A 24,100-nucleotide genomic window follows, 5' to 3' on the forward strand; every position below is an offset into this window, starting at 1 on the left:
CGCGTTCGATTTGCGGTCATGCCGGCCGTGCAGCATCGGTTGGTTTTATGGCGCCCAAGCCTCCTTCCTCGGATGATCAGAATCCCGCGCCAGCGGACGATCCTGAGCTGACGAAGAAGCTCGTGCTGGACGCTGTCGCGCCGCTTTCCGGCGGTAAGGGGGCCGGCGCGCCCCCCGACGATGACAAGGACGACGAAAAGGACGAGCTGGAGTTCGACGACGATGATGATGACGAGGACCTCGTCGTCTTCACCGCCAAGGAAGCCGCCGGCGCAATGGCCACCATCTACGGCTTCGTCAAGCCGTATCTGGGAAATTACCGGAAGCTGCTCGTCTTCGTGACCTTCGGCGTTCTCGTCGAGACGCTGTTCAACGTCATCATGCCGCTGAGCCTCAAATTCCTGATCGACGACGCGCTCGGCGAGGAGGACTTCCAGGCGCTCTACAAGATCCTCGGCGTGCTTGCGGCCGCCGGCATCATCACCTCGATCATCGCGGTCTGGTATGAGCGCTGGGATGCGCGGCTGGCGGCGTGCATCATTGCCGACGTGCGGACGCGGCTGTTCGAGCATGTCCAGAACCTGCCTTCGTCCTACTTCGCCCGGACCAAGCGCGGCGAGATCCTCTCGCGCTTCTCGATCGACCTTGCGGCCTTCGAAGGTTCGATCAAGACCTTCGCCAACAGCGCAGCGCTGCCATTTTTCGAACTGATCGCCGGCATCGTGCTGATGCTGTTCTTGAACTGGCAGCTCGCGGCGGTGGCCTTGCTGGTGTTTCCGATCACGCTGATCGGGCCGCGGATCCTGACGCCGAAGGCGGTGCAGGCGAATTACGAGCAGAAGCTCAACGAATCGGCGCTGCTCGGCACGGTGCAGGAAAACGTGGCTGCGCAGGCGGTGGTCAAGGCGTTCAGCCTGCAGCGCCGCACGCTCGGCTGGTTCACCATGCGCAACCAGGAAGTGCGCATCAAGACCGCGTCCGCCGTCTTCCTCTCCACGATGGTGGAGCGCACCGTCACCATTTCGGTATTGCTGCTGCACCTCGTGGTGCTGGCGATCGGCGCCTATCTCGCCACCAAGGGCCAGATCACCATCGGCACCTTCGTCACCTTCGAGAGCGCGTTCTGGGAGGTGTCCTACAACATCGCCCATCTGATGCATTTCATTCCGGTGTCGATCCAATCGGCAGCGGCGGTGCGGCACATCCAGGAACTGCTGGATGAGCCGACGCGCGGCGCCGATCGGCCGGGCGCGCCCGATTTGCCGCGCATCACCAACGACATCACTTTCGACCGCGTCACCTTCGCCTACGAGGGCAGCGAGACGCCGGTGCTCGATAATTTCAGCCTCAAGCTCGGCGTCGGCAAGCGGATCGCGATCGTCGGTCCCAGCGGCTCGGGCAAGAGCACGCTGCTCAATCTGATCCTGCGTCTCTACACGCCGGACGAGGGGCGGGTGGCCATCGACGGCGTCGATATCCGCCGCGTGACCCGCGAATCCCTGCGCAGCGGCATGGCGGTCGTGTTCCAGGAGAACATGCTGTTCAACATGTCGATCCGGGAGAACATCCGGCTCGGCAAGGAAGGCGCCAGCGACGAGGAGGTCGAGGAAGCGGCGCGCAAGGCCGAGATCCACAGCTACATCATGAGCCTGCCGCAGAAATACGACACGCCGGTCGGCGAGCGCGGCGACACGCTGTCGGGCGGCCAGCGCCAGCGCATCGCGATCGCGCGCGCGATCATCCGCAATCCCTCGCTGCTGCTGCTCGATGAGGCGACGTCGGCGCTCGACCAGACCACGGAAGCCGCGATCAACCGCACGCTTCTGAACGTGGCGGAGGGGCGCACCATGATCTGGTCGACCCACCGCCTGACGTCGGTGGTCGAGATGGACGAGATCATCGTGATTTCAGGCGGCAAGGCGATCGAGCGCGGCTCGCATGCGCAGTTGCTCGCGGCCAACGGCGTCTATCGCAAGCTCTGGGACGACCAGGGCCACACGCCGCAGAACGCCGCCGGTCAGGCTGACGACGACAATGAAGACGACGATGATGAGGACGACGAGGAGTGAGCGCGGCGGCTTGATCCCGCGCTGACGCGGTTGCGCATCCGTCGCAAGGCGCCTTCGCCGAACCACGCCAGGAAGCGTGCCCAGCGCTGGGCACGCCAGTATAGCCCGTTCTCGATCGTGACCTTGCGGAAGCTGATGGCTTTGGCCATCGACCAGGCATCGCAGGCCTGCTTGACCGGATCGTTGTAAAAGGAGGCGATCTTGTCCGCGCCCATGCCCTCGGTCGCAAGCCAGGCCGGGATATGGACGTTGCAGAGCCGGGCGACGTCGGTGAACACCTTGTCGGTGCCGGTGCCGGTAACCGGGCAGGTGGCCGCAAAGGCGTCGCCGACCAGAACGATGCCCGCTTGGCGATAGCCGGTCGAGACATAGAGATCGGCGGGCCTGATCTTGACGTCGCCGGCAACGCTGAATTCGCCGGTGATGCGGCGCAGCCTGGGCAGCACAGCATTCATGGTCTCGACCGGCCTGCGGCGCATCTCGCGCAGCCAGGGGTCGTCGACCTCGCGGTAGACGAAAAGGTTGGCCCGCATCCGGCTTCCGATGGGGAAGAGCGTCACATAGGCGACGCGCTCCCTTACCCCTTCCGAAAAATAGGTAAGCGCAGGAAATTCGAAGGCCGGGCGGCCGACCGGCACCAGGTCAAATCCGATCGAGATGGAATGGCTGACGCTGAGGACCTGGCGCTCGATGCCGAGACTGCGGCGCAGCCCGACACTCAGTCCATTGGCCAGCACCACCAGCCGCGCCGAGATTATTTCGCCGTTGGACAGCGTGAGCTTTTGCCGCTCCGCGCTGGTCGAGACATCGGTCGCCTTGGCGTAGATGAGTTCGGCGGGGGCTGCGATTTCCGCCCGGACCGCGCCGATCAGCGCGTCATACATGATGCCGTATTGGCGGCTCGGCTTCTTGTCGAGCAGGTAGCCGAATCGCGCGATCCAGTTTTCGCCGTCATGGGTGGCCGAGCGGAGCACCGAATCGGCGATTCCGGTCTGGTAAAAGCGGTCGATCTGCTCGTCGCCGCTGATTTTTTCGACGCGGAAGTCGAACGGATAGACCTGATGCGGATCGATCAGGACAGTTGGAATCCCCGCGCGTCCGAGCATGGCGGCCGCGGTCGAGCCGGCAAGGCCGCCGCCGATGATCGCGATGTCGGTATATTTCATGGGCAATCCCGGCCTAGAAGCGCCAGTTTTGCGCCCCGAAAGGCAAACAAAGGCTTAGCCGGGAAAAACTGGAACCGGAAAATATTGTTTCTGGCTATATTTATCCGGGTACAATGCCCGACTCGGGCGACGCCGGGCAGGGCGGGATGTTGCCGATTCCGCGCCTCGCCAATTCATTTCCGCACCCAGCGGATCCGTGCGAAGCACTGAATCCGCAGACGCCATAGGCATTTCCAGCGTTCTCGTTTCGCTTGACTTAGCTATCCACCGCTTATAGAAGACGGCCACTTAACGACAGGCGGTGAGCAACGCCAGCGTCGGAACGGAACACCCTTTCAAATCCTTACGGAAGTTTCCTAAGGGACCTGGACGGGCACCAACCTCGACGAATGCCGCTCAAACGCTGTCGATCATATTGCTAGGCAATGCCAGGACGATTTTAGTTCTCTTGAGCACGTCCTCTTGAGAGTGAACTCGGATGCATGACCTCGGTAGCAGGCCGGACAGCGACCGCTGATCGGCCTGTGCTTGCGGTCCTCTGTGGCGTCGAAGCGCTTTCCGCTCAGCAATGGGTGGTTGGCGCGATTTCGTTTTGCGTGGATGTTTTTCACGCAAGGCGGGCCGAACGGAACGGCTAGTTCCGAGAAGAATTTGCGAAAGCCATTCAAGGTTTCGCGCGAACTAAAGGGTGAAGGCTGACATGCCGACGATCAACCAGCTGATCGCAAAACCGCGTGCGGTGCAGAAGTCACGCAAGAAGGTGCCGGCGCTGCAGCAGTCGCCGCAGAAGCGCGGTGTTTGCACGCGCGTCTACACCACGACCCCGAAGAAGCCGAACTCGGCGCTTCGTAAGGTCGCCAAGGTGCGCCTGACCAACGGCTTCGAAGTGATCGGTTACATCCCGGGTGAAGGCCATAACCTTCAGGAGCACTCGGTGGTCATGATCCGCGGCGGTCGCGTCAAGGATTTGCCCGGCGTGCGCTACCACATCCTCCGCGGCGTCCTCGATACCCAGGGCGTCAAGAACCGTAAGCAGCGTCGTTCGAAGTACGGCGCGAAGCGTCCGAAGTAAGCGGGAACAGATCAGATGTCTCGTCGCCATTCTGCTGAAAAGCGTGAAGTGAACCCGGATCCGAAGTTCGGGAACATCATCATCACGAAGTTCATGAACTCGATCATGTACGACGGCAAGAAGTCCGCCGCCGAGAGCATCGTCTATGGCGCGCTCGCCATGATCGAAGCCAAGACCAAGCAGGGCCCGCTGCCGGTTTTCGAGCAGGCGCTCGAAAACGTCATGCCGACCATCGAAGTGCGGTCGCGCCGCGTCGGTGGCGCCACCTACCAGGTGCCGGTCGAAGTGCGCTCGGTTCGCCGCCAGGCGCTGGGCATTCGCTGGATCATCACGGCGGCCCGCGATCGCAACGAAAAGACGATGACGGAGCGGCTCTCGGCCGAACTGCTCGACGCGTCGAACAACCGGGGGAACGCCGTCAAGAAGCGTGAAGACGTGCACCGGATGGCGGAAGCCAACCGTGCCTTCTCGCATTATCGCTGGTAACGGCGAAGAACGGATTTAAGGAACAGCCCATGCCCCGCGTTCATGCCATAGAGAACTACCGCAACTTCGGTATTATGGCGCACATCGATGCCGGCAAGACCACGACCACCGAGCGCATCCTCTATTACACCGGCAAGAGCCACAAGATCGGCGAAGTGCACGAAGGTGCCGCGACGATGGACTGGATGGAGCAGGAGCAGGAGCGTGGCATCACGATCACCTCCGCTGCGACCACCGCGTTCTGGAACGGCAAGCGCCTGAACATCATCGACACCCCCGGCCACGTCGACTTCACCATTGAAGTCGAGCGTTCGCTGCGCGTGCTCGACGGCGCCGTGTGCGTGCTCGATTCGAACCAGGGCGTTGAGCCGCAGACCGAGACCGTCTGGCGCCAGGGCGACAAGTACAGGGTTCCGCGTATCGTCTTCGCCAACAAGATGGACAAGACCGGCGCGGATTTCTTCAAGTGTCTCGCCGACATCGTCGACCGCCTCGGCGCCAAGCCGATCGCGATCCAGCTTCCGATCGGCGCCGAGAACAACTTCAAGGGTCTCGTCGACCTCGTGAAGATGCAGGGCATTATCTGGAACGACGAATCGCTCGGCGCGAAGTTCGACTATGTCGATATCCCGGCCGACCTCGTCGACCAGGCCAAGGAATACCGCGAAAAGATGATCGAAGCCGCCGTCGAGCTCGACGACGACGCGATGGCCGCCTATCTCGATGGCAAGGAGCCGGATGAGGCGACGCTGAAGCGGCTGATCCGTAAAGCCGTGCTGACCGGCGCCTTCTATCCGGTGCTGTGCGGCTCGGCCTTCAAGAACAAGGGCGTGCAGCCGCTGCTCGACGCCGTCGTCGACTACCTGCCGTCGCCGGTCGACGTGCCCGCGATCAAGGGCACCGACGATGACGGCAATGAAGTGGTGCGCAAGGCCGACGACAAGGAGCCGCTGGCTCTGCTCGCGTTCAAGATCATGGACGATCCGTTCGTCGGCACTATCACCTTCTGCCGCATCTATTCGGGCGTCCTGCAGAGCGGTACCGGCGTCGTGAACTCGACCCGCGAAAAGAAAGAGCGTATCGGCCGCATGCTGCTGATGCATGCGAACAACCGCGAAGACATCAAGGAAGCCTATGCCGGCGACATCGTGGCACTGGCGGGCCTGAAGGAAGCGCGGACCGGTGACACGCTGTGCGATCCCGACAAGCAGGTCATCCTCGAAAAGATGGAATTCCCGGAGCCGGTGATCGAGATCGCGATCGAGCCGAAGTCGAAGGCCGACCAGGAAAAGCTCGGCGTCGCGCTGGCGAAGCTTGCCGCGGAAGATCCGTCGTTCCGCGTGTCGACCGACCAGGAGTCCGGCCAGACCATTCTCAAGGGCATGGGCGAACTCCATCTCGACATCAAGGTCGACATCCTCCGCCGTACCTACAAGGTCGACGCCAACATCGGCGCGCCGCAGGTGGCGTTCCGCGAGCGGGTTACCAAGCGCGCTGAAGTCAAGTACACGCACAAGAAGCAGACCGGCGGTACCGGTCAGTTCGCCGAAGTGTCGATCATCGTCGAGCCGAACGAGCCCGGCAAGGGCTACGAGTTCGAGTCGAAGATCGTCGGCGGCGCGGTGCCGAAGGAATACATCCCCGGCGTCGAAAAGGGCCTCAACAGCGTGATGGGCTCGGGCGTCGTTGCCGGCTTCCCGGTGGTGGACGTCAAGGTCCAGCTGGTCGACGGCAAGTATCACGACGTCGACTCCTCGGCGCTGGCCTTCGAAATCGCATCGCGCGCGGCATTCCGCGAAGCGCTGCAGAAGGGCAAGTCCGTTCTGCTCGAGCCGATCATGAAGGTCGAGGTGGTGACCCCGGAAGACTACACCGGTTCGGTCATCGGCGACCTGAATTCGCGGCGCGGCCAGATCCAGGGCCAGGACATGCGCGGCAACGCCAACGTCATCAACGCGATGGTGCCGCTCATGAACATGTTCGGGTACGTGAATAACCTGCGCTCGATGAGCCAGGGACGCGCGACCTTTACGATGCAATTCGATCACTACGCTGAAGCGCCGGCGAACGTGTCGGCAGAAGTCCAGAAGAAGTTTGCCTGATTGTCGTTGGTTCAAAGCTAACGACTGAACGGAGAGTCAAATGGCCAAAGCAAAGTTTGAACGTACTAAACCGCACTGCAACATCGGAACCATCGGTCACGTCGACCATGGCAAGACATCGCTGACCGCAGCGATCACCAAGGTGCTGGCTGAAACCGGCGGTGCGACGTTCACGGCGTACGACCAGATCGACAAGGCGCCGGAAGAGAAGGCGCGCGGCATCACGATCTCGACCGCCCACGTCGAATACGAAACCCAGAACCGGCACTACGCCCACGTCGACTGCCCGGGCCACGCCGACTACGTCAAGAACATGATCACCGGCGCGGCGCAGATGGACGGTGCGATCCTGGTGGTGTCGGCCGCCGACGGCCCGATGCCGCAGACCCGCGAGCACATCCTGCTTGCCCGCCAGGTCGGCGTTCCCGCGCTCGTCGTGTTCCTGAACAAGTGCGACATGGTCGACGATCCGGAACTGCTCGAACTCGTCGAAATGGAAGTCCGCGAACTGCTGTCGAAGTACGAATTCCCGGGCGACACCATTCCGATCATTCGTGGTTCTGCGCTCGCCGCCCTCGAAAACAAGGATCCGAAGCTCGGTCACGATGCCGTCCTCGCGCTGATGAAGGCCGTCGACGAGAGCATCCCGCAGCCGGCGCGCCCGGTCGACCAGCCGTTCCTGATGCCGGTGGAAGACGTGTTCTCGATCTCCGGCCGCGGTACGGTGGTGACCGGCCGTGTCGAACGCGGCATCATCAAGGTCGGCGAGGAAATCGAAATCGTAGGACTCCGCGACACCCAGAAGACCATCGTCACCGGCGTCGAAATGTTCCGCAAGCTGCTCGATCAGGGCCAGGCCGGCGACAACATCGGTGCGCTGCTTCGCGGCACCAAGCGCGAGGAAGTCGAGCGCGGCCAGGTGCTGTGCAAGCCGGGTTCGGTCAAGCCGCACACCAAGTTCAAGGCCGAGGCTTACATCCTGACCAAGGAAGAGGGCGGTCGTCATACCCCGTTCTTCACCAACTACCGGCCCCAGTTCTACTTCCGCACCACCGACGTGACCGGGGTCGTCCATCTGCCGGAAGGCACCGAGATGGTGATGCCCGGCGACAACATCGCGATGGAAGTGCACCTGATCGTGCCGATCGCGATGGAAGAAAAGCTGCGCTTCGCGATCCGCGAAGGCGGCCGCACCGTCGGTTCGGGCGTCGTTTCCAGCATCATCGAGTAGGCAGCGAACAGGGAATGGCGAATAGCGGGTGAATTCACTCGCTGTTCGCTCCCCACCATTCGCAAGAAGCGACGACAAAGAAAGACAAACGGCAATGAACGGCCAAAATATTCGCATCCGTCTCAAGGCGTTCGACCATCGTATCCTCGATACGTCGACCCGCGAGATCGTGAACACGGCGAAACGTACCGGTGCCCAGGTTCGCGGACCCATTCCGCTGCCCACCCGCATCGAGAAGTTCACCGTCAACCGTTCACCGCACGTCGACAAGAAGAGCCGCGAGCAATTCGAGATGCGCACCCACAAGCGCCTTCTCGACATCGTCGATCCGACCCCGCAGACCGTCGATGCTCTCATGAAGCTCGATCTGGCCGCCGGTGTCGACGTCGAGATCAAGCTCTAAGATTTTCAGGATCGTCCGAAGTTAGCGGACAGAAAGAACAGGAAGCACGCCGATGCGCTCCGGAGTGATCGCACAAAAGGTCGGGATGACGCGGGTCTTTACGGAGACCGGCGAACATATCCCTGTGACCGTGCTGAAGCTGGGCAATTGCCAGGTGCTGGGCCACCGCACGACCGAGAAGAACGGTTATGTCGCGTTGCAGCTCGGTTCGGGTACCCGCAGGACCGTCTATCTGCCGAAGGCAGAGCGCGGCCAGTTTGCGGTCGCCAAGGTCGAGCCCAAGCGGAAGGTCACCGAGTTCCGCGTGTCGGAAGACGCGCTGATCCCGGTTGGCGCCGAAATTCAGGCGGACCATTTCGTGGTTGGCCAGTTCGTCGACGTTACCGGCACCTCGGTCGGTAAGGGTTTTGCTGGCGGCATGAAGCGCTGGAATTTCGGCGGTCTGCGCGCCACCCACGGCGTGTCGGTTTCGCATCGTTCGATCGGTTCGACCGGCGGACGTCAGGACCCCGGCAAGACCTTCAAGAACAAGAAGATGCCCGGTCACATGGGTGTCGATCGCATCACCACGCTCAATCTGCGTGTGGTGCAGACCGACGTCGAGCGCGGCCTGATCCTCGTCGAAGGCGCCGTTCCCGGCTCCAAGGGCGGCTGGATCTCGGTGCGCGACGCCGTCAAGAAGCCGCTGCCGAAGGATGCTCCGAAGCCCGGCAAGTTCAAGGTCGCCGGCGGCGAGCAGGCTCAGGCTCCGGCCGAGCAGGAGGGCGCGTGAGATGGAACTGAAAGTCACGACCCTTGAAGGCAAGGAAGCTGGTTCGGTCCAGCTCTCGGACGCGATCTTCGGTCTCGAGCCGCGCGCCGACATTATCCAGCGTTGCGTGCAATGGCAGCTCAACAAGCGCCAGGCCGGAACGCACAAGACGCAGGGCCGCGCCGATGTCTGGCGCACCGGCAAGAAGATGTACAAGCAGAAGGGCACCGGCGGCGCCCGTCACGGCTCGGCCCGCGTGCCGCAGTTCCGCGGCGGTGGCCGTGCGTTCGGTCCGGTGGTTCGCTCGCACGCGACCGACCTGCCGAAGAAAGTGCGCGCGCTGGCGCTCAAGCATGCCCTGTCGGCGAAGGCCAAGGACGGCGGCCTGATCGTGATCGACAATGCGCAAGTCAAGGACGCCAAGACCAAGGCGCTGGTCGGTCATTTCTCAGGGTTGGGCCTAACCAATGCGCTGATCATCGACGGCGCCGAGCTGCACACCGGTTTCGCCACCGCTGCGCGCAACATTCCGAATATCGACGTGCTGCCGATCCAGGGCATCAACGTCTATGACATTCTGCGTCGTCAGAAGCTCGTGCTGACGAAGGCGGCAGTCGATGCGCTGGAGGCGCGCTTCAAATGAAGAATATCGATCCGCGCCATTACGACGTGATCGTCGCGCCCGTCGTCACCGAAAAGGCGACGGTGGCGTCCGAGCACAACAAGGTGGTGTTCAAGGTCGCCAGCAAGGCGACCAAGCCGCAAATCAAGGAAGCCGTCGAAAAGCTGTTCGACGTCAAGGTGAAGCGCGTGAACACGCTGGTCCGCAAGGGCAAGACCAAGGTGTTCCGCGGCAATTTCGGTTCGCAGTCGGACGTGAAGCGGGCGGTCGTGACCCTCGAAGAGGGCCACCGCATCGACGTCACTACCGGACTATAAGGCGACACAGCGATGGCATTGAAAACATACAATCCGACGACGCCGGGCCAGCGCCAGCTGGTGATGGTCGACCGTTCGGCGCTCTACAAGGGCAAGCCGGTGAAGGCGCTGACCGAGGGCAAGCTCGGCAATGGCGGCCGCAACAACACCGGCCGCATCACCGTGCGTTTCCGCGGCGGCGGCCACAAGAAGGCCTACCGCCTGGTGGACTTCAAGCGGAACAAGGTCGACGTTCCCGCCGTCGTCGAGCGGCTGGAGTATGATCCGAACCGCACCGCGTTCATCGCGCTGATCAAGTATCAGGACGGCGAGCAGGCCTATATCTTGGCGCCGCAGCGTCTGGCTGCCGGCGACACCGTGGTTGCCGGCAACTATGTCGACGTGAAGCCCGGCAATGTCATGCCGATGGGCAACATGCCGGTCGGCACCATCATCCACAATATCGAGATGAAGATCGGGAAGGGCGGCCAGATCGCGCGTTCGGCCGGCACTTACGCCCAGATCGTCGGCCGCGACCAGGACTACGTCATTCTGCGCCTGAACTCGGGCGAGCAGCGCCTGGTGCACGGCCGTTGCCGCGGCACCATCGGTGCGGTGTCGAACCCCGATCACATGAACATCTCGATCGGCAAGGCCGGCCGTACCCGCTGGCTCGGCTGGCGTCCGCATAACCGCGGCGTCGTCATGAACCCGATCGACCATCCGCACGGCGGCGGCGAAGGCCGCACCTCGGGCGGCCGCCACCCGGTTACGCCGTGGGGCAAGCCGACCAAGGGCAAGAAGACCCGTTCGAACAAGTCGACCAATCGATTCATCCTCCTAAGCCGCCACAAGCGGAAGAAGTAAGGAACGCCGGACATGGTACGTTCAGTCTGGAAAGGCCCGTTCGTCGAAGCGTCTCTGCTCAAGAAGGCAGATGCTGCGCGCGCGTCCGGCCGTCACGACGTCATCAAGATCTGGAGCCGCCGCTCGACCATCCTGCCGCAGTTCGTCGGCCTGACGTTCGGCGTCTACAACGGCCAGAAGCATGTGCCGGTATCGATCAACGAGGAAATGGTGGGTCACAAGTTCGGCGAATTCTCGCCGACCCGTACCTTCCATGGCCATTCTGGCGACAAGAAAGCCAAGAAGGCTTGAGGAATAGACGATGAGCAAACCAAAGCGCGAACGTGTCCTCGCGGACAACGAGGCCAAGGCAGTTGCCCGGATGCTGCGCGTCAGCCCGCAGAAGCTCAATCTTGTCGCGCAGCTGATCCGCGGCCGGAAGGCGTCTGCTGCGCTCGCCGACCTGCAGTTCTCGCGCAAGCGGATCGCGGTCGACGTCAAGAAGTGCCTGGAATCGGCGATCGCGAACGCCGAGAACAACCACGACCTCGAAGTCGACGATCTCGTCGTCGCCGAGGCGCATGTTGGCAACGGCATTGTCATGAAGCGTTTTTCACCGCGCGGCCGTGGCCGTTCGGGGCGTGTATATAAACCGTTCTCGCACCTGACCATCGTGGTTCGTCAGGTCGAGGCCGAGGCAAGCGCTTAAAGCGGCGCGGGAGAAAACGATGGGTCAAAAGATCAATCCAATCGGACTGCGTCTCGGCATCAACCGCACGTGGGATTCCCGTTGGTTCGCCGGCAAGAACGAGTACGGCAAGCTGTTGCATGAAGACGTCAAGATCCGCGAGATCCTGCACAAGGAGCTCAAGCAGGCGGCCGTCGCCCGCATCGTGATCGAGCGTCCGCACAAGAAGTGCCGCGTGACGATCCATTCGGCGCGTCCGGGCGTGGTGATCGGCAAGAAGGGCGCCGACATCGACAAGCTGCGCAAGCGGGTTGCCGACATCACCGCTTCCGACGTCGTCATCAACATCGTCGAAATCCGCAAGCCGGAACTCGACGCCACCCTGGTCGCCGAATCGATCGCCCAGCAGCTCGAGCGCCGCGTCGCTTTCCGCCGCGCCATGAAGCGGGCGGTGCAGTCGGCGATGCGTCTCGGCGCCGAAGGCATCCGTATCAACTGCTCGGGCCGTCTCGGCGGCGCCGAAATCGCGCGCATGGAGTGGTACCGCGAGGGCCGCGTGCCGTTGCACACGCTGCGCGCCGACGTCGATTACGGCGTGGCGACCGCGTTCACCACGTTCGGCACCTGCGGCGTCAAGGTCTGGATCTTCAAGGGTGAGATCCTCGAGCACGATCCGATGGCCCAGGACAAGAAGATGGCCGAAGGCGACACCGCACGTCCGCGCCGCGACGCAGCGTGAGACATCAGAAGAAGGTTTGAGGGCTTAAAGCCATGATGCAACCAAAGAAAACGAAGTTCCGGAAGGCGCATAAGGGCCGTATCCACGGCGTTGCGACTTCGGGTGCGACGTTGTCGTTCGGTCAATTCGGCCTGAAGGCGATGGCGCCCGAGCGCATCACCGCCCGCCAGATCGAAGCCGCGCGCCGCGCGCTGACCCGTCACATGAAGCGCGCCGGCCGCGTCTGGATCCGCGTGTTTCCGGACCTGCCGGTGTCGAAGAAGCCTGCCGAAGTCCGCATGGGCTCCGGCAAGGGTACGCCGGAATTGTGGGTGGCGCGGGTCAAGCCGGGCCGCGTGATTTTCGAGATCGACGGCGTCACGGTGCAGACCGCCAAGGAGGCGCTCTCGCTCGCCGCCGCCAAGCTGCCGATCAAGACGCGCTTCGTCGCGCGCATTGCGGAGTAACGTCATGGCCCCGATGAAAGTTGAAGACATCCGCGCGATGAGCGACGACCAGAGGGAGGATGCCGTCCTCAATCTGAAGAAGGAGCGTTTCAACCTGCGTTTCCAGCGCGCCACCGGGCAGCTGGAGAACACCTCGCGGCTGCGCGAAGCCCGCCGCGATATCGCCCGCATCAAGACCATCGCCGCGCAAACGCGCGCGAAGAAGAAGTAAGAGGCCGTATTATGCCGAAACGTACCCTTCAGGGCGTGGTCGTGAGCGACAAGCAAGCCAAGACGGTGGTGGTGCGCGTCGATCGCCGCTTCACCCATCCGATCTACAAGAAGACGATCCGCCGCTCCAAGAACTACCATGCGCATGACGAGAACAACGAGTTCAAGCCGGGCGACATGGTGTGGATCGAGGAGAGCAAGCCGATCTCCAAGTTGAAGCGCTGGACCGTGGTCCGGGGCGAGCAGAAGAAAACCGCCTGAGGTTCGTTCGGCCAGGCCGGACGGGTAATCAGGAAAAATTTTAGGCGCTAATTCGAGCGCATCAGAAAGAGGACGAGGTGCATCAATGATTCAGATGCAGACCAACCTCGACGTGGCCGACAATTCAGGCGCACGCCGTGTCATGTGCATCAAGGTGCTCGGGGGCTCCAAGCGCCGCTATGCCACCGTGGGCGACGTTATCGTTGTGTCGATCAAGGAAGCGATTCCGCGCGGCAAGGTGAAGAAGGGCGATGTGATGAAGGCCGTCGTGGTACGGGTCCGCAAGGACATCCGCCGCGCCGACGGCTCGGTCATCCGCTTCGACCGCAACGCCGCCGTCTTGATCAACAACCAGTCGGAGCCGGTCGGCACCCGTATCTTCGGGCCCGTGCCGCGCGAGCTGCGCGCCAAGAACCACATGAAAATCATCTCGCTTGCGCCGGAGGTGCTGTGATGGCTGCCAAGATCCGGAAAGGTGACAAGGTCATCGTGCTGAACGGCCGCGACAAGGGCCGCACCGGCGAAGTATTCGAGGTCCGCCCCGCCGAGAACAAGGCGCTGGTGCGCGGCATCAACATGGTGAAGCGTCACCAGAAGCAGACCCAGAACCAGGAAGGCGGCATCATCTCCAAGGAGTCGCCGATCCACCTGTCCAACATCGCCTATGTCGGCAAGGACGGAAAGCCGACCCGCGTGGGCTTCAAGATTCAGGCTGATGGCAAGAAGGTACGCATTGCCAAGAGCTCGGGAGCAGAGATCGATGGCTGATACCGCTTACACACCGCGCCTGCGCGCGGAGTATGACAAGAGCATTCGTGGCCAGCTGACTGAAAAGTTCGGCTATGCCAACGTCATGCAGGTACCGCGGCTGGACAAGGTCGTGCTCAATATGGGCGTCGGCGATGCCGTCAACGACCGCAAGAAGGCCGAGACCGCGGCTGGCGAACTGACGCTGATCGCCGGCCAGAAGGCGGTCGTGACCTATTCGCGGATCGCGATCGCGACCTTCAAGCTGCGTGAAAACCAGCCGATCGGCTGCAAGGTCACGTTGCGGAAAGCGCGGATGTACGAGTTCATCGATCGCCTGGTGAACGTGGCGCTGCCGCGCGTGCGCGACTTCCGTGGCCTCAATCCGAAGAGCTTCGATGGCCGCGGGAACTACTCGCTCGGCCTCAAGGAGCACATCATTTTCCCCGAAATCGATTTCGACAAGGTTTCGGAAGCCCGCGGCATGGACATCACGGTCTGCACCACGGCCAAGACCGACGACGAGGCGCGTGCCTTGTTGACCGCATTCAATTTCCCGTTCCGGCAGTGAGAAGCCACTAAAGCCTCTCAAACGCGGAAACCCAGGAGCCAAGCATGGCAAAGAAGAGTTCGATCGAGAAGAACAACCGGCGCAAGCGGATGACGAAGAACGCCGCCCCGCAGCGTGCGAAGCTGAAGGCGATCATCGCCGACAAGACCCGGCCGATGGAAGAGCGGTTCGCGGCGACGCTGAAGCTCGCCCAGATGCCGCGCAATTCGTCGGCGACGCGGATCCGCAACCGCTGCGAACTGACCGGTCGTCCGCGCTCGAACTACCGCAAGAACAAGCTCTCCCGCATCGCGCTGCGTGAACTCGGCTCCAAGGGCCTGGTTCCCGGGCTCGTGAAGTCGAGCTGGTAAGGAGGGTCGTCAAGATGTCAACGCACGATCCGATCTCCGATCTCATCACCCGCATCCGCAATGCGCAGATGCGTTCGAAGTCCAAGGTCTCGACCCCGGGCTCGAAGATGCGCGCCAGCGTGCTCGAAGTGCTGAAGTCCGAGGGCTACATCCGCGGCTACGCCAGCGTCGAACATGCTTCGGGCCGCAGCGAGCTCGAGATTGAGCTGAAATATTTCGACGGCGAGCCCGTCATTCGCGAGATCGAGCGGGTCTCGAAGCCGGGCCGCCGGGTTTACGCCTCGGTGAAGAACCTGCCGCGGGTGAACAACGGTCTCGGCATTTCGGTGTTGTCGACGCCGAAGGGAATCATGGCTGACCACGAAGCGCGCGACGCGAATGTGGGCGGCGAAGTTCTCTTCACGGTGTTCTAGTGCGCATTCCGCAAAAGTGGGAACCGGTTTTGCGACAAGAATGCGCACAAGCTTTTAATTTGACGCGTTTTCTACGGCGAACCGCTACACACTTCGCCGGAAAACGCTAAGGAGAAGGATTGAAGCCATGTCACGTGTTGGCAAACGGCCCGTTCCGGTCCCGTCCGGTGTGACGGCGACCGTCGAGGGACAGACCGTCAAGATGAAGGGGCCGAAGGGCCAGCTTCAGTTCGTCGTGCATGACGACGTCGAAGTGAAGTTCGAGGGCGGCGAGGTCAAGGTCGCGCCGAAGTTCAAGACCAACCGGGCGCAGGCCATGTACGGCACCGCGCGCGCGCAGGTCGCGAACCTGGTCGAGGGCGTCACCAAGGGTTTCGAGAAGAAGCTCGAGATCACCGGCGTCGGCTACCGCGCCGCGATGCAGGGCAAGAACCTGCAGCTCGCGCTCGGCTACAGCCACGACGTCGTCTACGCGATCCCGGAAGGCATCACCATCGCGGTGCCGAAGCCGACCGAGATCACGATCACGGGCACCGATTCCCAGCGCGTCGGCCAGGTCGCCGCGGAAATCCGCGCCTACCGCCCGCCGGAGCCCTACAAGGGCAAGGGCGTGAAGTACGCCAACGAATTCATCTTCCGCAAGGAAGGCAAGAAGAAGTAACGGAGCCGGTCATGTCACTCAAGGTCACGAATGCCCGGCGCAAGCAGCGCGTGCGCAACTCGCTGCGCCGGTCCGCCAATGGACGTCCGCGTCTGTCGGTGTTCCGTTCGTCGAAGCACATCTACGCCCAGGTCATCGACGACCTGAAAGGCGAAACGCTGGCTTCCGCCTCGTCGCTGGAAAAGACCATGCGCGAGGGCGGCAATACCGGCGCCAACATCGATGCGGCCAAGGCCGTCGGCAAGCTGCTGGCGGAACGCGCCGTGCAGAACGGCGTCAAGGAAGTGGTGTTCGATCGCGGTCAGTATCTCTATCACGGGCGCGTCAAGGCGCTCGCGGATGCGGCCCGCGAAAGCGGACTGAGCTTCTAACGAACCGGTTTTGGAAATTTACGAGGACAGGGGCTTTCTTCCCCTAAAGATTGGAAAACACCATGGCAGGTGAACGCGAACGCGGCGGACGCGAACGGAGCAGGGATCGCGAGGAGCGCGACAGCGAGTTCGTCGACAAGCTCGTCCACATCAATCGCGTGGCGAAGGTCGTCAAGGGCGGCAAGCGCTTCGGCTTTGCGGCGCTGGTCGTGATCGGCGACCAGAAGGGCCGGGTCGGTTTCGGCCACGGCAAGGCGCGCGAAGTGCCCGAGGCGATCCGCAAGGCGACCGAGTCGGCCAAGCGCAACCTGACGCGCGTCGCACTGCGCGAAGGCCGCACGCTGCATCACGACATCGCCGGCCGCCACGGCGCCGGCCGCGTCTACCTGCGCGCGGCTCCGGCCGGTACCGGCATCATCGCCGGCGGCCCGATGCGCGCGGTGTTCGAAACGCTCGGCATCCAGGACGTGGTGGCGAAGTCGATCGGCTCGTCGAATCCCTACAACATGGTTCGCGCCACCTTCGACGCGCTGAAACATCAGGATTCGCCGCGTTCGGTGGCGGCACGCCGCAACATCAAGGTGTCCACGCTGCAGTCGCGCCGCGTCGGTGGCGACGCCGAAGTGGTGGCTGAATAACCGGCGCGATTTTTTAAGCGCTCTTTGGAGTTAAGACGATGGCCAAGGCCGCAAAGATGATCAAGGTCGAGCAGACCGGCAGCGCGATCCGCCGCCACCACTCGCAGCGTGCGACGCTGATCGGCCTCAAGCTCAACAAGATCGGTCGTGTCACCGAGCTGCAGGACACGCCTGCGGTTCGCGGCATGATCGCCAAGGTTCAACATCTCGTCCGCATCGTCGGCGAGAAGTAAGATCGGAGCATGATCCCGAAAAGCGGGTACCGGTTTTCGGTCAAGATCATGCGCCAAGGATAAAGGAAACTAACGATGAAGCTCAGCGATATCGCCGACAACGCCGGCTCGCGCAAGAAGCGCATGCGCGTCGGCCGTGGCATCGGTTCGGGCAAGGGCAAGACTTCGGGCCGCGGCGGCAAGGGCCAGACTGCGCGTTCGGGCGTGCGCATCAAGGGCTTTGAGGGCGGCCAGATGCCGTTGCATCGCCGCCTGCCGAAGCGCGGCTTCAACAACATCTTCCGGCTCGACTTCGCCGAGATCAATCTTGACCGGCTGCAGCAGGCGATCGATGCCAAGCTGGTCGACGCCAAGGAACCCGTCACCGTGGAATCGCTGGTCAAGGCCGGCGTGATCCGTCGCGCCAAGGACGGCCTGCGGCTGCTCGGCCGCGGCGAACTCAAGGCGAAGCTCGCGATCGAGGTGCACGGCGCCTCCAAGTCCGCGGTCGCGGCGGTCGAGAAGGCCGGCGGCACCGTGAAGATCCTGGCCCCGGCCAAGAAGGAAGAAGGCGAGGCGGCGTAACATCTGCGTCATCGCCCGCCTAATCGCGGGCGATCCGCACGATAGGACAATGGACTTATCGAAGCCGAGCACCAAATAATGTCCGGCGTCTGCCGATGGCCCCGACCGGGGCATCGGCCTGGGGGGCGGCGGGAGAAAGCCTGATCATGGTCTCAGCAGCAGAACAACTTGCGGCAAACCTCAATTTCGGCGCCTTGGCGAAAGCCGACGAACTGAAGAAGCGCATCTGGTTCACGCTGGGTGCGCTGCTTGTTTATCGGCTCGGCACCTATATCCCGCTGCCCGGCATCGACCCCGCGATCTGGGAGCAGGTGTTCAAGTCGCAGGCCGGCGGCATTCTCGGCATGTTCAACATGTTCGCCGGCGGCGGCATCCACCGCATGGCGATTTTTGCGCTGAACATCATGCCGTACATCTCGGCATCGATCATCATCCAGCTCCTGACCACGGTGTCTCCGCAGCTCGAGGCGCTGAAGAAGGAAGGCGAGGCCGGCCGCAAGACGCTGAACCAGTACACCCGCTATCTGACGGTGATCCTGGCCGCGTTCCAGTCCTACGGTATCGCCGTCGGCCTGCAGGGCGCCGGCAACGTCGTCAGCGACCCCGGCGTCTTCTTCCTGCTCTCCACGACGATTACGCTGACCGGCGGCACCATGTTCCTGATGTGGCTCGGCGAGCAGATCACCTCGCGCGGCATCGGCAATGGCATTTCGCTGATCATTCTGGCCGGCATCGTCGCCGAGCTGCCGTCGGCGCTTGCCAACATGCTGGAACTGGGACGCCAGGGCGCGCTGTCGACCGGCCTGATCCTGATCGTGATCGTGATGGCGGTCGCCGTGATCGCCTTCATCGTGTTCATGGAGCGCGCGCAGCGCAGGCTGCTGATCCAGTATCCGAAGCGCCAGGTCGGCAACAAGATGTTCGAGGGCCAGTCCTCGCATCTGCCGCTGAAGCTCAACACCTCGGGCGTGATCCCGCCGATCTTCGCCTCGTCGCTGCTGCTGCTGCCGGCCACTGTTGCGAACTTCAACGCCGGCAAGGGCCCGGAATGGTTCCAGTGGCTCAACACCCAACTCAGCCACGGCCGTCCGCTGTTCCTGTTCCTCTATCTGGCGCTGATCGTGTTCTTCGCCTTCTTCTACACCGCGATCGTGTTCAACCCGACCGAAACCGCCGACAATCTGAAGAAGCATGGTGGCTTCATTCCCGGTATCCGTCCGGGCGAGCGCACCGCCGAATATATCGACTACGTGCTGTCGCGCGTTACCGTGCTGGGCGCGATCTATCTGGCGATCGTGTGTCTGATTCCCGAAATCCTGATTTCCTACGCTTCGGTGCCGTTCTATTTCGGCGGCACCTCGCTCCTGATCGTCGTCAGCGTGACGATGGATACGGTGGCACAGGTGCAGGGCTATTTGCTGGCCCATCAGTATGAAGGACTGATCAGGAAATCGAAGCTGAGGGGCCGCCGCCGCTGATCTCGCGGAAACGCTGCGGTCTGAATTTCAATAAGAGGGTGTGCGGTGTTCGCTCACCAAGCCGGGGGGCGAAAAGTCATGAGATTGATCCTTTTGGGTCCGCCGGGCGCGGGCAAGGGGACCCAGGCGCAGCGGCTGGTCCAGAAGCACGGCATTATCCAGCTCTCGACCGGCGAGATGCTGCGGGCGGCGGTGGCCGCGCAGACGCCGGTCGGCCTGCAGGCCAAGGACATCATGGCGAGCGGCGCGCTGGTGCCGGATGAAATCGTGATCGGGATCATCTCCGACCGTCTCGACCAGCCCGACATGAAGAACGGTTTCATCCTCGACGGCTTCCCCCGCACGGTGCCGCAGGCGGCAGCCCTCGACGAACTGCTGAAGAAGAAGCACATCAAGCTCGACGCCGTGGTCGAACTGCGCGTCAACGAGAGCGCGCTTCTGAACCGCGTCGAGACCCGCGTCGCCGAGATGCAGGCCCGCGGTGAGGAAGTGCGAATCGACGATACCCCGGAGGTGCTGTCGAAGCGGCTGGCCAACTACCGTGCGCAGACCGAGCCGCTGATTCACTATTATTCGGAGCGGCGGAAGCTTCTGACGGTCGACGGCATGATGACCATCGAGCACGTCACCCGGGAGATTAACCGGATCCTGTCGGCGATCGGGGCGGTGGAACCTAAGGTGGCCAAGCCCGCGGTCTCGGCCAAAAAGGCCGGGGGAGCCGCCAGGAAGACGGCGAAGCCGGCGGGCAAAAAGGCTGCCAAAACCGCTAAGAAGGCCGCCAAAGCGGCTCCAAAGGGCAAGAAAGCCACCTCCAGAAAGGCCGGAAGGGCGACGGGGGCCGCACGGAACGCCGCGGCGGCGGCCAAGGGTAGGGCTGCCGCCAAGGTCAAAAGGGCGACAAAAAAGACCGTTCGCAAGGTCGCCAAAAAGGTCACGAAAAAGCGAGCTAAGCGATAGAGGCGGTTGACGAAACCGAGTTGAATCCTTTAATAAGCCCCGCATCCAAGTCGGATAGTTTTTGACGATGCCGGGCCCCGAAGCAGATGAGGGGAAGGGCGTCGTGTTCGCGTTTGCGGAAACCTGCCCGAGATAGCAAGAACTTAAAAGCCGGCCCATGAGGGATCGGCGACAGGAGAGAAGTCCGTGGCCCGTATTGCCGGCGTGAATATCCCGACCAACAAGCGCGTGCTGATCGCGCTCCAGTACATTCATGGCATCGGCCAGAAGAACGCGGCCGAGATCATCGAGAAGGTCAAGATCCCTCTGGATCGTCGCGTCAGCCAGTTGAGCGACCAGGAAGTCCTGCAGATCCGCGAAGTGATCGACCGTGACTATCTCGTCGAAGGCGACCTTCGCCGTGAGACCGGCATCAACATCAAGCGGCTGATGGATCTCGGCTGCTATCGCGGCCTGCGTCATCGCCGCGGCCTCCCGGTGCGCGGCCAGCGCACCCACACCAACGCGCGCACGCGCAAGGGCCCGGCCAAGTCGATCGCCGGCAAGAAGAAGTAAGCGGGCGAATAGCGAATAGGGGATGGCGAATAGTTATCTATTCGCCACTCGCCACTCGCCATTCGCCACTCACGTTTTTAGGTGTAGCCGCTGGCAATACGGCGGCGTTTGAGATCACAGGAAGGTTTTAGGTAATGGGCAAGGAAGCCACCCGCGTACGCCGTCGCGAACGCAAGAACATCGCCTCCGGCATCGCGCACGTCAATTCGTCGTTCAACAACACGACCATCACCATCACCGACGCGCAGGGCAACACCATTGCCTGGTCGTCGGCCGGCACGATGGGCTTCAAGGGCTCGCGCAAGTCGACCCCCTACGCCGCGCAGGTCGCGGCCGAAGACGTTTCCAAGAAGGCGCAGGAACACGGCATGCGCACGCTGGAAGTGGAAGTTGCGGGCCCCGGTTCGGGCCGTGAATCGGCGCTTCGTGCGCTGCAGGCGGCGGGCTTCACTGTGACGTCGATCCGCGACGTGACGACGATCCCGCACAATGGTTGCCGTCCGCGCAAGCGCCGGCGGGTCTGACGTTTGGTCGCGGGCGCTCGATTCGCGCGTCTCGCGATTGTTTTTGGAATTTTGACTGCCGCGGGCTGATCCGCGGATCTCCAACGCCGGTGATTTGAAGGCAAATCGACCGGCCGGTCTATTGACCCGAAGGGGTGACAAAGTGACGATCCAGAAAAATTGGCAAGAACTCATTCGACCGAACAAGCTGCAGGTAACGCCGGGCACCGATGCGACCCGGTTTGCGACCGTGGTCGCCGAGCCGCTCGAGCGCGGCTTCGGTCAGACGCTCGGTAACGCGCTGCGCCGCATCCTGCTGTCGTCGCTGCAGGGCGCCGCCGTGCAGTCGGTGCACATCGACGGCGTGCTGCACGAGTTCTCCTCGATCGCGGGCGTTCGCGAGGACGTCACCGACATCGTGCTCAACATCAAGGACATCTCGATCAAGATGCAGGGCGAAGGCCCGAAGCGCATGGTCGTGAAGAAGTCGGGCCCGGGCGTCGTCACGGCCGGCGACATCCAGACCGTCGGCGACGTCGTGGTGCTCAATCCCGACCTGCAGATCTGCACGCTGGACGAGGGCGCGGAAATCCGCATGGAGTTCACGGTTGCCGCCGGCAAGGGCTATGTCGCCGCCGAGCGTAACCGGCCCGAGGACGCGCCGATCGGCCTGATCCCGGTCGACAGCCTGTTCTCGCCCGTGCGCAAGGTCTCCTACAAGGTCGAGAACACCCGCGAGGGCCAGATCCTCGACTACGACAAGCTGACCATGACGATCGAGACCAACGGCGCGATCTCGCCGGAAGACGCGGTGGCCTATGCCGCCCGCATCCTGCAGGATCAGCTCAACGTGTTCGTGAACTTCGAAGAGCCGCGCAAGGAAGTGACGCAGGAGATCATCCCCGATCTCGCCTTCAACCCGGCGTTCCTCAAGAAGGTCGACGAGCTCGAACTGTCGGTGCGTTCGGCAAACTGCCTGAAGAACGACAACATCGTCTACATCGGCGACCTCGTGCAGAAGTCGGAAGCGGAAATGCTCCGCACCCCGAACTTCGGCCGCAAGTCGCTGAACGAGATCAAGGAAGTGCTGGCCCAGATGGGTCTGCATCTCGGCATGGAAGTGCCGGGCTGGCCGCCGGAGAACATCGACGAGCTCGCCAAGCGCTTCGAGGATCACTACTAAGCGAATAGGAAGTGGCGAATAGCGAATAGCGAATTGAGAAGAAGCTACTCGCTACTCACCATTCGCTACTCGCCACCCCGGGCGAACGCAGGCAGCCCACCTGAGCAACATGTCCGACGAACCGTCGCGACGAAGACAAATCAAGGAATAGTTCAATGCGTCACGGCAAGGTTCATCGTAAGCTCAACCGCACCGCCGAGCATCGCCGCGCGATGTTCGCCAACATGTGCGCGGCGCTGATCAAGCACGAGCAGATCGTCACCACGCTGCCGAAGGCGAAGGAATTGCGCCCGATCGTGGAGAAGCTGGTTACCCTCGGCAAGAAGGGCGGGCTCGCCATGCGCCGCCAGGCGATCTCCGAGATGCGCGACAAGGATCAGGTCAGGAAGCTGTTCGACGTACTGGCGACCCGCTACAAGGACCGCCAGGGCGGCTACACCCGCATCATCAAGGCCGGCTTCCGCTACGGCGACAACGCGCCGATGGCCGTGATCGAGTTCGTCGACCGCGACGTCGATGCCAAGGGCCTGGATTCCGGCCCGGTGCAGGAAAAGTCCGCCGAAGCGGCGTAAGGCTTCCAAGATCGCAAGTTTTAAAAGCGGCGCTTTCGGCGCCGCTTTTTTGTTGGGCGACGCGCCTGGCCATCCCGTCACCATGTGGGGAGCGGGTTCACAGGAACCCTCCGGGACCGCCGACGTTTAACATGCATGAGCCGGGCGTTCGTCAAGGATACAGAGGACGTCGAAGATCTGCCTGACCGGCCGATCTCCGATCTTCCGAATGACGTGACGGCTGAAGGTCTTCGCCGGATCGAGGAAGCATTGGCCGCAGCCCAGGCCGCGCAAGCTGCAGCGCAATCCGCAGGAGATCGGACCGCCCTGGCCAGCGCCCGCCGCGATGTCCGTTACTGGAGTGCGCGCCGCGCCACGGCGGCGGTGATCCCGGAACCCACGGACAATTCGGTCGTGCGGCTCGGCCACACCGTCACCATCGTGCGCGAAGATGACCGCCGGCAGACCTTCCGCATCGTTGGCGAAGACGAGGCCGACCCCGCACGCGGGACGATCTCGCATGCGTCGCCGCTGGCGCGCGCGCTGTTCGGCAAGGGTGTCGGCGATGTCATTGTTGTCGCCGGAGCGGAAGCGGAGATCGTCGAAATTCGGTGATCAATTGTAGTCTGAGGTTCGCGATGTCGGCCTATGTTATTTCCGAAGTCGAGATGCGCGATGCGGCGAGCTTCGAGGCTTATCGCATCATCGCCGCGAAGACGATCGCGCAATATGGCGGGCGCTATTTAGTCCGCCGCGGCGTCGCAAATTTGATCGAAGGCGGCCCACCGCCGAAAACTATCATTGTCGTTGAATTTCCAACGATAGAACGTTTGCGCGAATGGTACGCTTCGCCGGAATACGCGGAGGCCTTGAAGGTGCGGCAGACGGCGCTGGATCGACGGCTGATCTTCGTTGAGGGCGTCGCGCCGCTTTGAGC

At 62.5% G+C, this 24,100-nt stretch carries 35 protein-coding genes; 34 read left to right on the top strand and 1 reads right to left on the bottom strand.

Annotation, left to right across the window (positions count from 1 at the left end):
- Positions 1-47 precede the first annotated feature (47 nt).
- On the top strand, positions 48-2,069 hold the full coding sequence (locus tag V1293_RS01165; protein WP_334505954.1) for an ABC transporter ATP-binding protein: 2,022 nt from the start codon (positions 48-50) through the stop codon (positions 2,067-2,069).
- Here V1293_RS01165 and V1293_RS01170 read toward each other — a convergent pair.
- Positions 2,018-3,235: an FAD-dependent oxidoreductase gene (locus tag V1293_RS01170; RefSeq protein WP_334505956.1), complete on the bottom strand. Its 1,218-nt coding sequence runs from the start codon at positions 3,233-3,235 to the stop codon at positions 2,018-2,020. The two genes, V1293_RS01165 and V1293_RS01170, sit on opposite strands and share 52 nt — an antisense overlap.
- 700 nt (positions 3,236-3,935) lie before the next feature.
- Here V1293_RS01170 and rpsL point away from each other — a divergent pair.
- The 33 genes from rpsL (at position 3,936) to V1293_RS01335 (ending at position 24,098) form a co-directional block, all read left to right on the top strand.
- Positions 3,936-4,307 carry a 30S ribosomal protein S12 gene (rpsL, locus tag V1293_RS01175; RefSeq protein ID WP_108518071.1) on the top strand — a complete coding sequence of 124 codons (372 nt, stop codon included), beginning with the start codon at positions 3,936-3,938 and terminating at the stop codon, positions 4,305-4,307.
- A gap of 15 nt (positions 4,308-4,322) precedes the next feature.
- Positions 4,323-4,793 carry a 30S ribosomal protein S7 gene (rpsG, locus tag V1293_RS01180; protein WP_192733871.1) on the top strand — a complete coding sequence of 157 codons (471 nt, stop codon included), beginning with the start codon at positions 4,323-4,325 and terminating at the stop codon, positions 4,791-4,793.
- A 29-nt stretch (positions 4,794-4,822) separates the two neighbouring features.
- Complete coding sequence (gene fusA, locus V1293_RS01185; protein ID WP_334505959.1) at positions 4,823-6,895, top strand: elongation factor G; 2,073 nt, start codon at positions 4,823-4,825, stop codon at positions 6,893-6,895.
- Positions 6,896-6,935: 40 nt separating this feature from the next.
- A complete protein-coding gene (tuf, locus tag V1293_RS01190; protein WP_334505961.1) occupies positions 6,936-8,126 on the top strand; it encodes an elongation factor Tu in 1,191 nt (396 codons plus the stop codon).
- Positions 8,127-8,220: 94 nt separating this feature from the next.
- Positions 8,221-8,529: a 30S ribosomal protein S10 gene (rpsJ, locus tag V1293_RS01195; protein ID WP_002712302.1), complete on the top strand. Its 309-nt coding sequence runs from the start codon at positions 8,221-8,223 to the stop codon at positions 8,527-8,529.
- Positions 8,530-8,581: 52 nt separating this feature from the next.
- Complete coding sequence (rplC, locus tag V1293_RS01200) at positions 8,582-9,301, top strand: 50S ribosomal protein L3 (protein WP_334505963.1); 720 nt, start codon at positions 8,582-8,584, stop codon at positions 9,299-9,301.
- A gap of 1 nt (position 9,302) precedes the next feature.
- Positions 9,303-9,923, top strand: coding sequence for a 50S ribosomal protein L4 (gene rplD / locus V1293_RS01205; protein WP_334505965.1), 621 nt, complete (start codon positions 9,303-9,305; stop codon positions 9,921-9,923).
- Entirely contained in the window at positions 9,920-10,219 is a 300-nt protein-coding gene (locus V1293_RS01210; protein WP_057849127.1) for a 50S ribosomal protein L23, read from the top strand. Before rplD ends, V1293_RS01210 begins: the two co-directional genes overlap by 4 nt.
- Before the next feature lie 12 nt (positions 10,220-10,231).
- Positions 10,232-11,065: a 50S ribosomal protein L2 gene (gene rplB / locus V1293_RS01215; protein WP_334505967.1), complete on the top strand. Its 834-nt coding sequence runs from the start codon at positions 10,232-10,234 to the stop codon at positions 11,063-11,065.
- A 12-nt stretch (positions 11,066-11,077) separates the two neighbouring features.
- Positions 11,078-11,356, top strand: coding sequence for a 30S ribosomal protein S19 (gene rpsS, locus V1293_RS01220; protein WP_247515602.1), 279 nt, complete (start codon positions 11,078-11,080; stop codon positions 11,354-11,356).
- A 10-nt stretch (positions 11,357-11,366) separates the two neighbouring features.
- Positions 11,367-11,753: a 50S ribosomal protein L22 gene (gene rplV / locus V1293_RS01225; RefSeq protein WP_334505969.1), complete on the top strand. Its 387-nt coding sequence runs from the start codon at positions 11,367-11,369 to the stop codon at positions 11,751-11,753.
- Between the two features lie 19 nt (positions 11,754-11,772).
- Positions 11,773-12,471 (top strand): 30S ribosomal protein S3, encoded by a 699-nt coding sequence (gene rpsC / locus V1293_RS01230; protein WP_108518094.1) that lies wholly within the window; start codon positions 11,773-11,775, stop codon positions 12,469-12,471.
- Positions 12,472-12,503: 32 nt separating this feature from the next.
- Positions 12,504-12,917, top strand: a complete 414-nt coding sequence (gene rplP / locus V1293_RS01235) for a 50S ribosomal protein L16 (RefSeq protein ID WP_025588649.1) — start codon at positions 12,504-12,506, stop codon at positions 12,915-12,917.
- Between the two features lie 4 nt (positions 12,918-12,921).
- Complete coding sequence (gene rpmC / locus V1293_RS01240; RefSeq protein WP_108518096.1) at positions 12,922-13,128, top strand: 50S ribosomal protein L29; 207 nt, start codon at positions 12,922-12,924, stop codon at positions 13,126-13,128.
- A gap of 11 nt (positions 13,129-13,139) precedes the next feature.
- Positions 13,140-13,388, top strand: coding sequence for a 30S ribosomal protein S17 (gene rpsQ / locus V1293_RS01245; protein ID WP_009797129.1), 249 nt, complete (start codon positions 13,140-13,142; stop codon positions 13,386-13,388).
- Between the two features lie 85 nt (positions 13,389-13,473).
- Complete coding sequence (gene rplN / locus V1293_RS01250; protein WP_011473865.1) at positions 13,474-13,842, top strand: 50S ribosomal protein L14; 369 nt, start codon at positions 13,474-13,476, stop codon at positions 13,840-13,842.
- Positions 13,842-14,156, top strand: a complete 315-nt coding sequence (gene rplX / locus V1293_RS01255) for a 50S ribosomal protein L24 (RefSeq protein WP_334505971.1) — start codon at positions 13,842-13,844, stop codon at positions 14,154-14,156. The genes rplN and rplX overlap by 1 nt, the downstream gene beginning before the upstream one ends.
- Entirely contained in the window at positions 14,149-14,706 is a 558-nt protein-coding gene (rplE, locus tag V1293_RS01260) for a 50S ribosomal protein L5 (protein WP_334505973.1), read from the top strand. Before rplX ends, rplE begins: the two co-directional genes overlap by 8 nt.
- Positions 14,707-14,750: 44 nt before the next feature.
- On the top strand, positions 14,751-15,056 hold the full coding sequence (gene rpsN, locus V1293_RS01265; protein WP_025588640.1) for a 30S ribosomal protein S14: 306 nt from the start codon (positions 14,751-14,753) through the stop codon (positions 15,054-15,056).
- A 14-nt stretch (positions 15,057-15,070) separates the two neighbouring features.
- Positions 15,071-15,469, top strand: a complete 399-nt coding sequence (gene rpsH, locus V1293_RS01270) for a 30S ribosomal protein S8 (RefSeq protein WP_057849119.1) — start codon at positions 15,071-15,073, stop codon at positions 15,467-15,469.
- 127 nt (positions 15,470-15,596) lie between these two features.
- Positions 15,597-16,130: a 50S ribosomal protein L6 gene (rplF, locus tag V1293_RS01275; RefSeq protein ID WP_334505975.1), complete on the top strand. Its 534-nt coding sequence runs from the start codon at positions 15,597-15,599 to the stop codon at positions 16,128-16,130.
- A gap of 11 nt (positions 16,131-16,141) precedes the next feature.
- The gene (gene rplR / locus V1293_RS01280) at positions 16,142-16,501 is read left to right on the top strand and encodes a 50S ribosomal protein L18 (RefSeq protein ID WP_334439065.1); all 360 of its coding nucleotides are present in this window, start codon (positions 16,142-16,144) and stop codon (positions 16,499-16,501) included.
- Between the two features lie 62 nt (positions 16,502-16,563).
- Positions 16,564-17,139, top strand: a complete 576-nt coding sequence (gene rpsE / locus V1293_RS01285) for a 30S ribosomal protein S5 (protein ID WP_028349043.1) — start codon at positions 16,564-16,566, stop codon at positions 17,137-17,139.
- Between the two features lie 38 nt (positions 17,140-17,177).
- Entirely contained in the window at positions 17,178-17,372 is a 195-nt protein-coding gene (rpmD, locus tag V1293_RS01290) for a 50S ribosomal protein L30 (protein ID WP_334505977.1), read from the top strand.
- A gap of 75 nt (positions 17,373-17,447) precedes the next feature.
- A complete protein-coding gene (gene rplO, locus V1293_RS01295) occupies positions 17,448-17,936 on the top strand; it encodes a 50S ribosomal protein L15 (RefSeq protein ID WP_334505979.1) in 489 nt (162 codons plus the stop codon).
- 146 nt (positions 17,937-18,082) lie between these two features.
- Positions 18,083-19,414, top strand: coding sequence for a preprotein translocase subunit SecY (gene secY / locus V1293_RS01300; RefSeq protein ID WP_317257353.1), 1,332 nt, complete (start codon positions 18,083-18,085; stop codon positions 19,412-19,414).
- 78 nt (positions 19,415-19,492) lie between these two features.
- Positions 19,493-20,371, top strand: coding sequence for an adenylate kinase (locus tag V1293_RS01305; protein ID WP_334505984.1), 879 nt, complete (start codon positions 19,493-19,495; stop codon positions 20,369-20,371).
- 186 nt (positions 20,372-20,557) lie between these two features.
- Complete coding sequence (rpsM, locus tag V1293_RS01310) at positions 20,558-20,926, top strand: 30S ribosomal protein S13 (RefSeq protein WP_057849112.1); 369 nt, start codon at positions 20,558-20,560, stop codon at positions 20,924-20,926.
- Between the two features lie 134 nt (positions 20,927-21,060).
- Positions 21,061-21,450 carry a 30S ribosomal protein S11 gene (rpsK, locus tag V1293_RS01315; protein WP_006021048.1) on the top strand — a complete coding sequence of 130 codons (390 nt, stop codon included), beginning with the start codon at positions 21,061-21,063 and terminating at the stop codon, positions 21,448-21,450.
- A gap of 121 nt (positions 21,451-21,571) precedes the next feature.
- Positions 21,572-22,612 (top strand): DNA-directed RNA polymerase subunit alpha, encoded by a 1,041-nt coding sequence (locus tag V1293_RS01320; protein ID WP_334505986.1) that lies wholly within the window; start codon positions 21,572-21,574, stop codon positions 22,610-22,612.
- A 155-nt stretch (positions 22,613-22,767) separates the two neighbouring features.
- The gene (gene rplQ, locus V1293_RS01325; RefSeq protein ID WP_334505988.1) at positions 22,768-23,184 is read left to right on the top strand and encodes a 50S ribosomal protein L17; all 417 of its coding nucleotides are present in this window, start codon (positions 22,768-22,770) and stop codon (positions 23,182-23,184) included.
- A 135-nt stretch (positions 23,185-23,319) separates the two neighbouring features.
- A complete protein-coding gene (greA, locus tag V1293_RS01330) occupies positions 23,320-23,778 on the top strand; it encodes a transcription elongation factor GreA (protein WP_334505990.1) in 459 nt (152 codons plus the stop codon).
- Positions 23,779-23,801: 23 nt separating this feature from the next.
- Entirely contained in the window at positions 23,802-24,098 is a 297-nt protein-coding gene (locus tag V1293_RS01335; protein ID WP_334505992.1) for a DUF1330 domain-containing protein, read from the top strand.
- Positions 24,099-24,100 lie beyond the last annotated feature (2 nt).

This window comes from Bradyrhizobium sp. AZCC 1693 (assembly GCF_036924745.1).
In the GTDB taxonomy this organism is placed as follows: domain Bacteria; phylum Pseudomonadota; class Alphaproteobacteria; order Rhizobiales; family Xanthobacteraceae; genus Bradyrhizobium.

What these genes read in the sequence shown, in the direction of transcription:
- V1293_RS01165 (WP_334505954.1), top strand. Translation starts at nt 48, where the DNA reads ATGGCGCCCAAGCCTCCTTCCTCGGATGATCAGAATCCCGCGCCAGCG.
- V1293_RS01170 (WP_334505956.1), bottom strand. Translation starts at nt 3,235, where the DNA reads ATGAAATATACCGACATCGCGATCATCGGCGGCGGCCTTGCCGGCTCG.
- rpsL (WP_108518071.1), top strand. Translation starts at nt 3,936, where the DNA reads ATGCCGACGATCAACCAGCTGATCGCAAAACCGCGTGCGGTGCAGAAG.
- rpsG (WP_192733871.1), top strand. Translation starts at nt 4,323, where the DNA reads ATGTCTCGTCGCCATTCTGCTGAAAAGCGTGAAGTGAACCCGGATCCG.
- fusA (WP_334505959.1), top strand. Translation starts at nt 4,823, where the DNA reads ATGCCCCGCGTTCATGCCATAGAGAACTACCGCAACTTCGGTATTATG.
- tuf (WP_334505961.1), top strand. Translation starts at nt 6,936, where the DNA reads ATGGCCAAAGCAAAGTTTGAACGTACTAAACCGCACTGCAACATCGGA.
- rpsJ (WP_002712302.1), top strand. Translation starts at nt 8,221, where the DNA reads ATGAACGGCCAAAATATTCGCATCCGTCTCAAGGCGTTCGACCATCGT.
- rplC (WP_334505963.1), top strand. Translation starts at nt 8,582, where the DNA reads ATGCGCTCCGGAGTGATCGCACAAAAGGTCGGGATGACGCGGGTCTTT.
- rplD (WP_334505965.1), top strand. Translation starts at nt 9,303, where the DNA reads ATGGAACTGAAAGTCACGACCCTTGAAGGCAAGGAAGCTGGTTCGGTC.
- V1293_RS01210 (WP_057849127.1), top strand. Translation starts at nt 9,920, where the DNA reads ATGAAGAATATCGATCCGCGCCATTACGACGTGATCGTCGCGCCCGTC.
- rplB (WP_334505967.1), top strand. Translation starts at nt 10,232, where the DNA reads ATGGCATTGAAAACATACAATCCGACGACGCCGGGCCAGCGCCAGCTG.
- rpsS (WP_247515602.1), top strand. Translation starts at nt 11,078, where the DNA reads ATGGTACGTTCAGTCTGGAAAGGCCCGTTCGTCGAAGCGTCTCTGCTC.
- rplV (WP_334505969.1), top strand. Translation starts at nt 11,367, where the DNA reads ATGAGCAAACCAAAGCGCGAACGTGTCCTCGCGGACAACGAGGCCAAG.
- rpsC (WP_108518094.1), top strand. Translation starts at nt 11,773, where the DNA reads ATGGGTCAAAAGATCAATCCAATCGGACTGCGTCTCGGCATCAACCGC.
- rplP (WP_025588649.1), top strand. Translation starts at nt 12,504, where the DNA reads ATGATGCAACCAAAGAAAACGAAGTTCCGGAAGGCGCATAAGGGCCGT.
- rpmC (WP_108518096.1), top strand. Translation starts at nt 12,922, where the DNA reads ATGGCCCCGATGAAAGTTGAAGACATCCGCGCGATGAGCGACGACCAG.
- rpsQ (WP_009797129.1), top strand. Translation starts at nt 13,140, where the DNA reads ATGCCGAAACGTACCCTTCAGGGCGTGGTCGTGAGCGACAAGCAAGCC.
- rplN (WP_011473865.1), top strand. Translation starts at nt 13,474, where the DNA reads ATGATTCAGATGCAGACCAACCTCGACGTGGCCGACAATTCAGGCGCA.
- rplX (WP_334505971.1), top strand. Translation starts at nt 13,842, where the DNA reads ATGGCTGCCAAGATCCGGAAAGGTGACAAGGTCATCGTGCTGAACGGC.
- rplE (WP_334505973.1), top strand. Translation starts at nt 14,149, where the DNA reads ATGGCTGATACCGCTTACACACCGCGCCTGCGCGCGGAGTATGACAAG.
- rpsN (WP_025588640.1), top strand. Translation starts at nt 14,751, where the DNA reads ATGGCAAAGAAGAGTTCGATCGAGAAGAACAACCGGCGCAAGCGGATG.
- rpsH (WP_057849119.1), top strand. Translation starts at nt 15,071, where the DNA reads ATGTCAACGCACGATCCGATCTCCGATCTCATCACCCGCATCCGCAAT.
- rplF (WP_334505975.1), top strand. Translation starts at nt 15,597, where the DNA reads ATGTCACGTGTTGGCAAACGGCCCGTTCCGGTCCCGTCCGGTGTGACG.
- rplR (WP_334439065.1), top strand. Translation starts at nt 16,142, where the DNA reads ATGTCACTCAAGGTCACGAATGCCCGGCGCAAGCAGCGCGTGCGCAAC.
- rpsE (WP_028349043.1), top strand. Translation starts at nt 16,564, where the DNA reads ATGGCAGGTGAACGCGAACGCGGCGGACGCGAACGGAGCAGGGATCGC.
- rpmD (WP_334505977.1), top strand. Translation starts at nt 17,178, where the DNA reads ATGGCCAAGGCCGCAAAGATGATCAAGGTCGAGCAGACCGGCAGCGCG.
- rplO (WP_334505979.1), top strand. Translation starts at nt 17,448, where the DNA reads ATGAAGCTCAGCGATATCGCCGACAACGCCGGCTCGCGCAAGAAGCGC.
- secY (WP_317257353.1), top strand. Translation starts at nt 18,083, where the DNA reads ATGGTCTCAGCAGCAGAACAACTTGCGGCAAACCTCAATTTCGGCGCC.
- V1293_RS01305 (WP_334505984.1), top strand. Translation starts at nt 19,493, where the DNA reads ATGAGATTGATCCTTTTGGGTCCGCCGGGCGCGGGCAAGGGGACCCAG.
- rpsK (WP_006021048.1), top strand. Translation starts at nt 21,061, where the DNA reads ATGGGCAAGGAAGCCACCCGCGTACGCCGTCGCGAACGCAAGAACATC.
- rplQ (WP_334505988.1), top strand. Translation starts at nt 22,768, where the DNA reads ATGCGTCACGGCAAGGTTCATCGTAAGCTCAACCGCACCGCCGAGCAT.
- greA (WP_334505990.1), top strand. Translation starts at nt 23,320, where the DNA reads ATGAGCCGGGCGTTCGTCAAGGATACAGAGGACGTCGAAGATCTGCCT.
- V1293_RS01335 (WP_334505992.1), top strand. Translation starts at nt 23,802, where the DNA reads ATGTCGGCCTATGTTATTTCCGAAGTCGAGATGCGCGATGCGGCGAGC.